General features: G+C 42.9%; 16 protein-coding genes. 2 read left to right on the top strand and 14 right to left on the bottom strand.

The genetic code is table 11. From position 1 onward, the window contains the following. Positions 1-2: 2 nt before the first annotated feature. Entirely contained in the window at positions 3-440 is a 438-nt protein-coding gene (locus AWH02_RS06505) for a GtrA family protein (protein ID WP_060553382.1), read from the top strand. Positions 441-471: 31 nt separating this feature from the next. Further along, entirely contained in the window at positions 472-894 is a 423-nt protein-coding gene (locus AWH02_RS06500; RefSeq protein ID WP_046165391.1) for a GNAT family N-acetyltransferase, read from the top strand. Positions 895-988: 94 nt separating this feature from the next. Here the strand turns inward: AWH02_RS06500 and AWH02_RS06495 are convergent, their stop codons facing one another. From AWH02_RS06495 to hisH, 14 genes are all read right to left on the bottom strand, one after another. Then, the gene (locus AWH02_RS06495; RefSeq protein ID WP_060553381.1) at positions 989-1696 is read right to left on the bottom strand and encodes a B3/B4 domain-containing protein; all 708 of its coding nucleotides are present in this window, start codon (positions 1694-1696) and stop codon (positions 989-991) included. A gap of 17 nt (positions 1697-1713) precedes the next feature. Beyond that, entirely contained in the window at positions 1714-2163 is a 450-nt protein-coding gene (locus tag AWH02_RS06490) for a MarR family winged helix-turn-helix transcriptional regulator (protein ID WP_060553380.1), read from the bottom strand. A 118-nt stretch (positions 2164-2281) separates the two neighbouring features. Beyond that, positions 2282-2944 carry a hypothetical protein gene (locus AWH02_RS06485; protein ID WP_060553379.1) on the bottom strand — a complete coding sequence of 221 codons (663 nt, stop codon included), beginning with the start codon at positions 2942-2944 and terminating at the stop codon, positions 2282-2284. A gap of 97 nt (positions 2945-3041) precedes the next feature. Continuing rightward, a complete protein-coding gene (locus AWH02_RS06480; RefSeq protein ID WP_060553378.1) occupies positions 3042-3935 on the bottom strand; it encodes a YihY/virulence factor BrkB family protein in 894 nt (297 codons plus the stop codon). A gap of 148 nt (positions 3936-4083) precedes the next feature. Continuing rightward, entirely contained in the window at positions 4084-4941 is an 858-nt protein-coding gene (locus tag AWH02_RS06475) for a methionyl aminopeptidase (RefSeq protein WP_008809335.1), read from the bottom strand. A gap of 21 nt (positions 4942-4962) precedes the next feature. Then, the gene (spxR, locus tag AWH02_RS06470; protein ID WP_060553377.1) at positions 4963-6240 is read right to left on the bottom strand and encodes a CBS-HotDog domain-containing transcription factor SpxR; all 1278 of its coding nucleotides are present in this window, start codon (positions 6238-6240) and stop codon (positions 4963-4965) included. Then, a complete protein-coding gene (locus tag AWH02_RS06465) occupies positions 6233-6784 on the bottom strand; it encodes a GNAT family N-acetyltransferase (protein WP_060553376.1) in 552 nt (183 codons plus the stop codon). Before AWH02_RS06465 ends, spxR begins: the two co-directional genes overlap by 8 nt. 47 nt (positions 6785-6831) lie before the next feature. After that, positions 6832-8094, bottom strand: coding sequence for a UDP-N-acetylglucosamine 1-carboxyvinyltransferase (locus tag AWH02_RS06460; RefSeq protein WP_045773250.1), 1263 nt, complete (start codon positions 8092-8094; stop codon positions 6832-6834). A gap of 212 nt (positions 8095-8306) precedes the next feature. Next, entirely contained in the window at positions 8307-9056 is a 750-nt protein-coding gene (locus AWH02_RS06455; protein ID WP_060553375.1) for a PHP domain-containing protein, read from the bottom strand. Between the two features lie 33 nt (positions 9057-9089). Further along, positions 9090-9404 carry a phosphoribosyl-ATP diphosphatase gene (gene hisE, locus AWH02_RS06450; protein ID WP_048779891.1) on the bottom strand — a complete coding sequence of 105 codons (315 nt, stop codon included), beginning with the start codon at positions 9402-9404 and terminating at the stop codon, positions 9090-9092. Positions 9405-9521: 117 nt separating this feature from the next. Continuing rightward, complete coding sequence (hisI, locus tag AWH02_RS06445) at positions 9522-9866, bottom strand: phosphoribosyl-AMP cyclohydrolase (protein WP_060553374.1); 345 nt, start codon at positions 9864-9866, stop codon at positions 9522-9524. Next, a complete protein-coding gene (hisF, locus tag AWH02_RS06440) occupies positions 9866-10624 on the bottom strand; it encodes an imidazole glycerol phosphate synthase subunit HisF (RefSeq protein WP_060553373.1) in 759 nt (252 codons plus the stop codon). Before hisF ends, hisI begins: the two co-directional genes overlap by 1 nt. 2 nt (positions 10625-10626) lie before the next feature. Continuing rightward, positions 10627-11349: a 1-(5-phosphoribosyl)-5-[(5-phosphoribosylamino)methylideneamino]imidazole-4-carboxamide isomerase gene (gene hisA / locus AWH02_RS06435; protein WP_060553372.1), complete on the bottom strand. Its 723-nt coding sequence runs from the start codon at positions 11347-11349 to the stop codon at positions 10627-10629. Continuing rightward, complete coding sequence (gene hisH, locus AWH02_RS06430; RefSeq protein WP_060553371.1) at positions 11327-11950, bottom strand: imidazole glycerol phosphate synthase subunit HisH; 624 nt, start codon at positions 11948-11950, stop codon at positions 11327-11329. The genes hisA and hisH overlap by 23 nt, the downstream gene beginning before the upstream one ends.

Raw genomic sequence — 11950 nt, 5'->3', positions numbered from 1 at the left:
TTATGAAATCCTTAATTAAAAAATTCTTTGACAACGAGATCCTATCCTATCTCTTTTTTGGTGTGGCAACAACTATCGTATCTGTTGCGAGCCGTATGCTCTGCTATGAAGTGACCGGAAACGAAATACTAGCTACGATAATCGGTGATGTTCTCGGTATTCTCTTTGCCTTTGCGACCAATGACACTATTGTTTTTAAGCAGGAAAGAAAAGGCTGGCCTGATAGACTAGTCAAGTTTTTCACGGCCCGATTGGCTACGATGGGTTTAAATTTACTCTTGACCTTTATTTTTGTGACTAGCTTCCCGCAGATTATCGGCCAGTTTGTTAATCATAATATCAAAATGGTCAACACTATTGAAACCTTTATCGCTCAGGTGCTTATTATTGTTCTAAACTACGTTTTCAGCAAACTCTTTGTCTTTGAGAAAAAGAACTAAAGACCTCGGAAAGAGCTCCATGGAGGCAGAAATGAACTTGAAATTTGAAAATGGTGACTCAGCTAAAAGAGAAGAACTGAGAAACTTACTCAGAACCTATAACCGCTCAAAAAGAGAACCGTCAGAAAGCCAAGCTCTGGACATTTATTTAGAGGATGAAGAAGGAAATCTCATAGCTGGCTTGACCGGAGAAACTTTTGGAAATTGGCTTGAAATCGAATATCTATTTGTCAAAGAAGACCTTCGCGGGAAAGGTATTGGATCAAAAATTTTGGATCAGGCGGAAAAAGAGGCCCTAGTCAGAAACTGCACCTATTCATTCGTCAATACCTATCAGTTTCAGGCACCTGATTTTTATAAAAAACATGGTTATCAAGAAGTATTTACCCTGAAAGAATATCCTTATAGCGGAAAAAGGTACTATTTTACGAAAGATTTAGGACCTGAGAACTGATGAGAAAGGGGGATTCTGGCAACTATTTATAAAAAAGATCTACCCTACATAAATTAATCTGGACCAGATAATTCTGATCCAGATTTTTTTATTTTTAAATTTCCAGATTGGGATGTTCAGCAGTCAGATGGGTGATTTCACCTTTGATGCCAAAATAGTCCTCAATCAGAGTCTGGAGTTCTGTCATGGCAGCTTGGGCGCGTACTGCTTGCTCTTTATTGATGGCCTCAATAACCAAGATGGCATTCTTGGTTTCCTCTGTTAGCATAGTCCGCTGGGCTTCTCGCCAGTTAAGGCAACGGCAGACAGCTCCCTCTTCATCGTAGTAGATGATTTCTTCTGGCAGTGCCGGTGCGTCACTCTCAGCACCCAATGGGAAAAAGGCTTCCCCACCCTTGGCTTTTCCTAGATGAAGACCTCCGACAATCTTATCCAAATCCTCACCGCCACAAGGAACTGCATAAGAGAGCGAAACACTGTTGTAGATATCGACCAAAGGATTGATGGGATGAAATTCCCGTCCCTGACTAACCCGCTTGAGCAGAGCTTCGATAGAGGAACGCGCTCCTTTCTTGGTCTTGAATTTGCTGAAGGCCTGCCGCCACTCTTGAATGACTTCATTTTGAGTGAAGTTCTCATCTAAGATAAAGTCCTCAGCTCGTTTCACTCCCTTATCCAGCAGGGATTTGAAATATGGATCCTCACTTTCATCCACACTATTATCCAGTCCTTTGACTACTAAAACACTAATCTGCGCTTCTGGAAATACTTCCCAAAATGCTTTTTCAACTGTAATATTCATGATGCACCTCTTTAATCTTAATAGTTTCTTTTTTGTCCTTTTTTGACGGCTTCCCAGTCACCTGTGATATTTTCACGTACTCGGACCAGCATTTTCTCCAAGGCTTTAACTTCCGCCTGAGAAAAGCCCTGCAGGGATGTCTCTTCAGAATAGTTATTCTCCGCTAGAATAAAAGGATAGAGTTTTTCCCCTTTTTCCGTCACAAACCATTCCTTGTTCTTCTTGTTGTCTTTGGTTGCCTTCTGCTGGATCAATCCCTTGGCCTCCAACTTCTTAACAGAGCGAGCAACCGTTGAGCGATCCACCTTGAGCAGCTCCGATAGCTCCTCTTGGATAATTCCTGGATTCTCCGCGATTCGCACCAGATAAAGATATTGACCTCGTGCTAGCTCTATGTCACGGAACTCAATATTAGCAATGGAATCCAAAGCTCGGGCAATAATCCCAATTTCCCGCAATACTGACATATCCCCTCCTTTAAACTTTTATTTGAAACTATTATAGCATATTTTATTGCAAATGCAATAAAATCATCTAAAAAGAAAAAAGAGGAAAATCCTCTTTAAGAGATCTATATCAAAATCCTTACAAGTAAGGAATCTTCTTATTCTTATTAAGATTAGTAATGATACTAGAGAAAAATGCAGAATTCAATTCTTGACAGTAGCTAATCAGTTCTTGTCGCTCCCTGTCCTCAAACAGGTAAGCCATTGATACTAGGACCTGAATTGGAGAAATGACCTGCCTGAAGTTCTCTAAGTATACTTCACGTTTAGCTACACTATAGAAGTCTTGGACTTCCTCATGACTGAGTACAACTTCTCTTTGATTCAAGCCTAGCAAAGCTCCAGCAAATAAGTTCTGGTTGCCACTTTCTAATATAGAGTATACATAGCTCAACTCTTTCCTGTCTTTATTTTGCAAATATACGATAGCTAAAGCCAAGCTTCGATAGAGAACAGTCGCTGAGTAATTTCCTTGAACTAATTTCTCCAGATAAGGTATTAAGCTAGTACATTCTGTCGCCGCAATGGTTAAAATCAACTCATGCTGAGCTTCCCATGATCTTGGTTTTGTCATAACAAAGTCCAGAGCTTCAGCTAATGCTTGATCCAGGCCTTCTATGCGTTGGCGTCTAATTTGCTTAGCTACTTTCTTTATCGTAGATACCTTTTTAGACAATAGACTAGAAGCAAGCTCTTGCTTGAAAACTTCTGATCGTATTGCGGCATTTTTTTCAGAGTTCATGGATGTTTCTCCCTTCTCATCTGCTAATAAAGTTTGGTGATAAGTAAAAGACTTTTTTATGGAGTTTTTTCTGGCCATCCGTTAGATTGACATTGGGCTAGTCTTTCTTTTTAAAGGAAAAACTTCCTATTCTATCTAATTGAAACTCGGACTCAGAGCAACTTTGGATACTCGCATTGAGAATAGCACCGATAATCAATATTTTAGAAACAATAATGAACCATAACATGATGATGATGACAACTACTGATCCGAAAAAACGGACATTAATAAAGTGGTTCATATACGCTTCTAAATAGGCACTAAATAAATTCAATAGGCCAAAGAGAATTCCCACTACAAAGATGGTTCCTGGCAAGACGTAACGAAGTTTGTTTATCTTAACATTAGGCAAAAGATAATAGAGAGCAACTAAGGTTAGAAAGAGAACTAGGAAAACAAGACCTTCAGTTATAGTAGTGATTTGTCTGTAAAAAGAGACATCTAAATCAAAAACATTGTATACCACAGTTAGAATACTTCGACCAAAAACAGATAGAATCATGGAAAGGATCAAGAGTATCTGTAAACCAATACTCACTACAAAACTAAACAGGCGGTTTCGAAGCAGGCCATGGCCTTTTGTGACACCGTAAGCCTTATTAAAAGCCTTTTGCAAAAATGAGATACATTTGGAAAAAGCCCAGAGAGCTGACAAGATGGAGAAACCTAGTAAACCAGAAGACGGCTGACCAAAAACGGCTTTCACAGCTTTAGCCACCATGGGATAAAGCGAATCTGGTAGCATATCGTTTAACAAATTCAAGAGGGCATCCGTTTGAACTTGAAAATAGGGCAAAATATTGGCTAAAACCAATAATAAAGGAAGGGCCGAAATCAAAAAATAGTAGGCTACAGCTATACTGGTGATGCCTATTTCAGACTTATCATAAAAGCCTATAAAAGCCCGTAAAAAATGCTGTTGTTTCAGTTTTTCTACTATTTTTTTCATGAGCTTCCTTTCTAAGACTAGGGCAAAGGCCCAGCATTTATTTCTCTTTGATTTTCTAATGGCAAGGTTCATTTCTTGCTACTATTCTCATTCTATATCAGACAAAGTTAAGAGGCTAGGAACGCCTTATCCCAACCTCCTATGTTTTCTAATAAGTTCCTTCTTCACCCTGACTGGTCAAAATCACTGGACCGTCTTTGGTGATGACAAACTGGTGTTCGTATTGGCAAGACAAACCACCATCAAGAGTCTTATGGGCCCAGCCAGTCTTAAAATCTGTGTCAATTTCCCAAGTACCAGTATTAATCATAGGTTCGATGGTCAATACCATCCCTTCTCTTAGACGCAAACCACGTCCTGCTCGACCATAGTGGGGTACCATTGGTTCTTCGTGCATAGTCGGACCAACTCCATGACCAACCAAATCTCGCACAACACCATAACCATGACTTTCAGCGTATTCTTGGATTGCTGCACCAATATCGCCAATTCTATTACCAACTTGTGCTGCTTCAATTCCTCGGTAAAGACATTCTTTGGTCACATCCATGAGTTGCTGAGCTTCTGGACTGACTTTCCCAACTGCATAAGCCCAGCAAGAATCTGCAACACCGCCACGAAAACTTTCTGTGTATTTTTTGACTTCTGAGACCTTATTAAAATCCAGTTTTGAAACATCTAATTCAGCCTTATCAACCAATCCGACAACCATATCTACACAGATAATGTCACCTTCTACCAGCTTTTGATGACGGGGAAAAGCATGAGCCACTTCATCATTTAGAGAGCAGCAAGTAGCATACGGATAGTCCATGATGCTGCCTTCTACACCAATCTGCAAGGGCAAAGCATTTGCTTCTTTACAGCGTTTGCGGACGTATTCTTCAATATCCCACATATCGATCCCTGGCTTAATCAAGTCTCTCAAACCTCGATGAATAGAAGCGAGAAACTCCCCACTTTTTGCCATTAAATCAATTTCGCGTTGCGATTTTATTGTAATCATTCTTAGATTTTATTCCTCTTCTTAGTTTATTTTCACTGTCATAGTCGCTTTAGCTACTAATTGATGGTCTAAATAGACATCATAATCTATAATTGCTGAACGTCTTGTTTCATGCACCACACGGGAAGTCAAAGTCAAGTAGTCATCCAATTGAACAGCTTGTAAAAAGTAAACCATCATCTGCTCAATAATTAAACTTCGTCCATTAGAAGCCACCAGCTGATGAGTTGCAGTATTTAAGATTTCTGTTAGAACTCCATGCGATAAAACCCCGTTATTTTCCAGCATAAAAGGCTCTACTGTAAAGGAGAAACCATTAGCGTTCTGAACTAACTTCTGAGCAATCTGGTCACTAAAGGTTGGCAGACTCGATACCTGCTCCCGACTCATTTTTTCCAAAATATCCCGCCGAGTAATGACTCCTAGCAAGGTTTGATTGCTTCGTATAACAGGAATCATCTCAAAATCTTCTGCAATCATCCGTTGACTAATATTGGCAATATTCGTCTTCAAACCTGTCATAAAAGGATTTTTTGTCATAATTTTATCCAGATTTGTATGGGGTGATTTATCTCCTGCATCCCGCATCGTCACTACTCCAACCACCATTTGATGCTGATTAATGACCGGAAAGCGACTGAAACGATTTTTACGCACCAGCTCCAAATAATCTCGAACTGTATCTGTTTCCCTTAAAAAGCCATATTCATGACTAGAACGATAGACCTGTTCAACTGTTAAAATATCTGTTTTTATTTGGATATTGGAAAGCGCACGATTTATGATTGTCGCTACTGTATAGGTATCATGCTGGGTCCGCATGACCGGGATTCCCATCCGATCTGCAAGAGTTAAAATATCCTCTTCAACTCGAAATCCCCCTGTAACCAAGACAGCATTTTCATTCTTTAGAGCTAAGCGTTGAATCTCAGTCCGATCCCCAACAATCAAGAGACCTCCTTCAGTCAGATAACGCATAATATTTTGCTCTGTCATAGCTCCAATAGAGAACTTACTGAATTCCTTATCTAAACCAGCCTGTCCAGCTAATACTTCTGAACGAGTAATTTCAGCGATTTCATGATAGGTCAGATGCTCTAGAACAACTTTTTTAGATTTCACTCGAACAGTACCGCTACGAGGACGAGTCTCAACCAAGCCTCTGTTTTCAGCTTCCTTAATCGCTCGGTAAGCCGTTCCATCACTGACTCCTAGATAGTTCGAAATACTACGAACACTGACTCTTTTACCAATAGGAAGTTTCTCCAAATAAGCGATAATTTCCTGGTGTTTACTCATAAAAATCACCTCTTTCATAGCGAAATTCGATATAGTCTCTCATCTTGCGTGTATAGCGGTCACTTCCTTTAAATTGTCGACACATTTTAAAACCCGCCTTTTGAGCAACACGCTGACTAGCTAGATTTTCCTGATGAGTGACAATGCTTAGCCTTTTTAGGTCAAATTCGCTAAAAGATAGAAAGAGAATCTCTTTGACACATTCGGTCATTAGTCCCCCTCCCCAATAATCCTTTTTTAAAAAATAGCCCAGCTCAGCTTCTTGCTTAATTTCATCTAACTTCTCAAACTTGATAGAACCTATCATTTGCTGGCTTTCTTTATCACAGATTGCCCAAACACCAAGAGGATTCTTCATAAAAAAGTTAGCTACTACATACTGGCTTTCCTGCAGACCAGACTGACTCGGAAAGATAAACTCCAGATTCTGCGGATTGGAGGCTATGGCATAGAAATCTTCTGCATCCTGGTAAGAGAAGGGTCTGAGTAGCAGGCGGTCTGTTTCAATAAAAGCAAATTCAGCTAGTTTTGTCCAAATATTCATAAGCTACCTTTAGACAATACTTTCGTATATATCCTATTCTTGTATCCTTACGCTTCTTCTACCAACTCAATATCGGCACCCAAATTTTTCAGCTTCTCAATAATATTAGAATAGCCACGAAGGATAAACTCAATATTGGTAATCTCTGTACGGCCTTTAGCCATCAAACCTGCAATAACCAATGCCGCTCCCGCGCGTAAGTCAGTAGCTTTTACAGCAGCACCATGTAGCTGATTTGGTCCTTCATAGATAATTTGATGACTGGTTGAAGAGATTTTAGCTGTCATTTTAGCAAGCTCAGGCACGTGATTAATTCGCTTCTCATAAATCGTATCCATTATCATGCCCCGTCCTTTAGCTTTCAACAAAAGCGGAGTGATTGGTTGCTGTAAGTCAGTAGCAAACCCTGGATATGGAGCGGTTTTAATATTGATAGCTCTGAGTTCTCTTTGCTCTTCAACATAGATGCTGTCTTCTGAGACAGTCATTCTAACGCCCATTTCTTCTAGCTTAGCGATAAAACCTTCCAAGTGCTCATACAAGACATTATTAATCTGAACCCCTTGGCCGACTGCTGCTGCCAGTGAAATGTAAGTCCCTGCTTCGATTCGATCTGGAATAACCTGATGACGAGTCCCATGAAGCTTATCTACACCTTCGATTGTGATAATATCTGTACCAGCACCACGAATATGGGCACCCATATTATTCAAAAGAGTAGCAACATCAATAATTTCAGGTTCACGGGCTGCATTTTCAATAACCGTCCGACCAGATGCTCGAACAGCAGCTAACATAGTATTAATCGTCGCACCGACACTTACTGTATCCATGTAAATGCTTGCTCCTCGCATGCGTCCAGTCTCGGCTTCCAGATGCATGGCATTACCTTCTTGAGTCATCTGAGCTCCCATAGCTTCGAAAGCTTTCAAATGAAGGTCAATCGGACGAGGTCCAAGGTCACATCCACCTGGAAGACCTACAGTTGCTTTTCCAAAGCGTCCTAAAAGACTTCCGTAGAAATAGTAGGAAGCGCGGAGGCTATTGATTTTACCATAGGGCATCGCCATACTTTGAACCTGGCGCGGATCAATCTCAAGACTGTCTCCATCTCGCTTCACACTAGCTCCCATGGTTACCATGATGTCAATCAAGCTATCAACGTCTGAAATAGCTGGCACTCCATCTAAAGTCACAATGCCATCTGCCAAAATAATAGCTGGAATCAAAGCTACTACACTATTTTTTGCACCACTAATCGTAACCTCACCTTTTAAAGGACGGCCACCATTTATCACTATTTTTCTCATTTTATTTCTCTCTCAAGCTTTTTCATACATAGAATTCCTATCTATTATATCACAGATACCTGTTTTTGCCTATTCTTTTCGTAAGACAGAGATTTTAAAAAGAGAGAAGACTCTTTCTTCTCTCTTGAATAACAGTTAGGTAAATAGGCACTTTTTAGAACGTCCTATTTCATATTTTGTTTCTTTATTAGCATAGGCAGGTCTAACAGACGTTAGATGAGCTCATCTTCCCCAATTTCAAAGGCTTCCAAGATTTTCTGGATTTGATCAAAACCAAGTCTAAAATGCTCCAGCTTGTGGCCATCTGATCCCACTGAAAAGCGCTGGCCACCCAGCTCCTTGACTAGAGAAAGAGCGTAGATATAGAGTTCCTCATGGCCGTAAAGATACATGGACTTGCAGTTGAGCTCAAAAGCCAGATCATAATCAATCATCTTTTGAAAAAGCCGTCGCAACTCTGGTTCAAAAGTTTTTAACTCCTCTACAGTAAGCGCAAATTTTCGGAAACCATAGTCAAAGTGAGCTAGTACATCTGCTGGCACAGCCTCAACAGCCTCTTCTAACTCTCTCAGGTATCGGGGAATCAGCTCCATCTTATCCAGCTGCAGGACTGGCTCTTCCAGATAGTCAAAGCTGCCATTGTGGTGGACAGACAGGAGCTTGAGGTCATAATCCTTGTCCGCTAGGAAAGCTAGAACATCGTCTTTACGCGGAGCGTAATAGCCAATTTCAATGCCCTTTTTGATGCGGTTGCCATATTGCTGGTTCAGCTCTGCTATTTTTGCTGAATAGGCCGCATAGTCAGGCACATCATCGTGGGGCGAGGCAGCTTCGTAAGGGTAGGGATTAGACAAATCATAGTGCTCAGTGGTGACAATCTCGCCCTCATAATGGTCCAGATAGTCACAGAAATCTGCCTCAGAATCGTAGGAAAAATAGGTATGAAGATGGTTATCGCGCATGCTGGACCGCCTTTCTGCAAATCTTATATACGCTTAGTAATGGTCAATTTCAGGTCGGTCGTGAATCCGGCTCTGCTTGCCCTGACGGGCCTGGAGGACGGCCTCTACATCTTCCAGACTGACGCCAGTCTCGACGAGAGTGACCGCTAGATGGTAGAGCAGATCAGCTGTTTCATTGGCCATCTCGTCCTTGTTAGCATTTTTAGCCGCAATGACCACTTCTGTCGCTTCTTCACCGACTTTTTTGAGAATTTTATCCAGCCCCTTGTCATAGAGATAGCTGGTATAGGAGCCTTCCTTGGGCTCTTTTTTGCGTTTGAGTGCTTCTTGATAGAGGGTTTCTAGCATAGTATCTCCTTGTTACTGTCCTTATTTTACTATAAAAAGTAATTCTTTCCAATGGTAGGCTGATGGCTTAGTTTTATTCTTGCATTAACCAAGTACTAAAATAAAGCAAGGAAGCTTTTAGTCAGTTTTGCTGTCTTCTTCATCCCAGATTGTATGAAAAAAGCAGGATTTAGCACCGGTGTGACAGGCAGCTCCCAGCTGGTCTACCTCGATCAGCAGGGTATCTAGGTCGCAGTCAGCATTGATTTTTTTGACAGTCTGGTAGTGGCCACTGGTGGCTCCCTTATGCCAAAGTTCTTGACGTGACCTACTCCAGTACCACATCTGACCGCTGGTGCGGGTCAACTGGTAGGCTTCTTCATTGAGATAGGCCAGCATGAGGACTTCTTTGCTAGTGTGGTCTAGGATAATGGCAGGTATGAGGCCGCCTTGCTTTTGAAAATCTAACTTCACTTCTGTCATCAGATGCGTACCTCCAATCCAGCTTCCTGCATGGCTTTTTTAGTCTCTGAGATGGAGACCTGACCATAATGGAATATCGAAGCGGCCAAAGCACCTGTCGCTGCAGTATTTTCAAAAACTTCTAGGATATGCTGGCTATTGCCAGCACCACCAGAGGCAATGATAGGAACGGAAACCACTTGGGAGACAGCTTCCAGCATAGGCAAGTCAAAACCAGACTTGGTCCCGTCCTTGTCCATACTGGTCAGAAGAATTTCCCCCGCTCCAAGACTGACAGCTTCTTGAACCCAGTCTAACAGGTCGCGACCGCTGTCCTTGCGGCCACCAGCCAGATAGACATGCCAGCTGCCATCTGCTTCTTTCTTAGCATCCACAGCCAGCACCACGCATTGACTGCCGAACTTTTCAGCACAGTCAGCTAAAAGCTGAGGATTTGCCAATGCTGAGGAATTAACAGCGACCTTATCCGCTCCAGCTTGGAGCATCCGCTTCATGTCCTCAACCGTACGAATGCCGCCCCCAACGGTAAAGGGAATGAAAACCTGCTCTGCCACGCGCCGGACCATCTCGACCGTCGTGTCCCTCTCCTCATGGGTGGCGGTGATATCCAGAAATACCAACTCATCACAGCCAGCTTCATAGTAAGCCTTGGCCGCATCGACTGGATCTCCCACATCAGTCAGATTAACAAAATTGATACCCTTGACCACCCGTCCGTCCTTGACATCCAGACAGGGAATGATTCGTTTTTTCAGCATGGCTAGCCCCTTTCTGCTTCCTTGATCTGCTCTAGGCTAACTCGTCCACTGTAATAGGCCTTGCCCACAATGGCACCAGCCAAGCCCAGCTTTTTCAGCTCTTCTAAGTCATGCGCTGACTGGATGCCGCCAGAGGCAATGACTTGAGAATGCTTGAGGGACGCCAGCAATTTTTGATAATGCTGGATATTGGGGCCAGTCAGAGTCCCGTCTCGGTCTACATCCGTGTAGACAAAGAGTCGGACACCGATTTTTTCCATGGCCAGTGCCAGGCTGATATAGTCCTGACTGCTGGTTTCCAGCCAACCCTCAGTCGCAACTAGCCCCTCTTTCGCATCAATGCCAATAACGATTTTGCTGCTTCCAAAGCGCTCCAGCGCAGCCTCAACAAAGGCAGGATTCTTAACAGCCATAGAGCCAATAATGACACGGTCAATGCCAACCGCCAGGTAATCTTCAATCTGCTCCAGACTGCGGATACCACCCCCGACTTGGATAGCTAGACCAGTCTCCGACTTAATTCGGGCAATCAAATCCCGATTGGCCGCCCGACCTTCTAAGGCTCCGTCCAAGTCAACCACATGAATCATGGTAACCCCGGCTTCTTTGAAAAGTCGAGCTTGCTCCAAGACATCGGGATTGACTACCGTCTTCTGGCTAAAATCCCCTTTAAAAAGGCGGACGGCCTGACCGTCTTTGATATCAATAGCGGGCAGTATTTTCATAGACATACTCCTTAAACTTTTCTAGGATACCGAGGCCTACAGCACCTGACTTTTCTGGGTGAAACTGACAGCCAAAGACCGAGCCTCTATGAATCATGGCTGGGATAGGCAGCCCATAATCAGCCGTCACATCCAAGTACTCCTCCGGAACATCCGTATAGTAGCTATGGACGAAATAGACTGACTGGCCCTCAAGATCAGCTGTCAATGCAGACGACTGCTGGACCTGTAAGTTATTCCAGCCCATGTGAGGCACAGGCAGACCAGCCTGATCCGGAATCCGGCGGCAAACACCGGGAATCAAGCCCAGTCCAGAGCTTTGACCATTCTCCAATCCCGACTCCAGCAGGAGCTGCATACCTAAGCAAATCCCCAAGAGAGGCTTTCCATCAGCCACAGCCTGCTGGATAAAGGAGACCAGCCCTCGCCTTTCCAACTCCTGCATAGCCGCAGGAAAAGCACCGACACCTGGTAAAATCAAGCCATCGGCAGCTAAAATTTCCTGCGGATCAGCTGACAGACGCGCTGCTACTCCGACCTGAGCCAGAGCGCGGAGGACATTGGCAGTATTTCCCGCGTCATAATCAATAACAATCATCAT

It is taken from the genome of Streptococcus gordonii (assembly GCF_001553855.1).
Classification (GTDB): Bacteria; Bacillota; Bacilli; order Lactobacillales; family Streptococcaceae; genus Streptococcus; species Streptococcus gordonii.
This window is presented reverse-complemented; position numbering and strand designations above follow the sequence as displayed.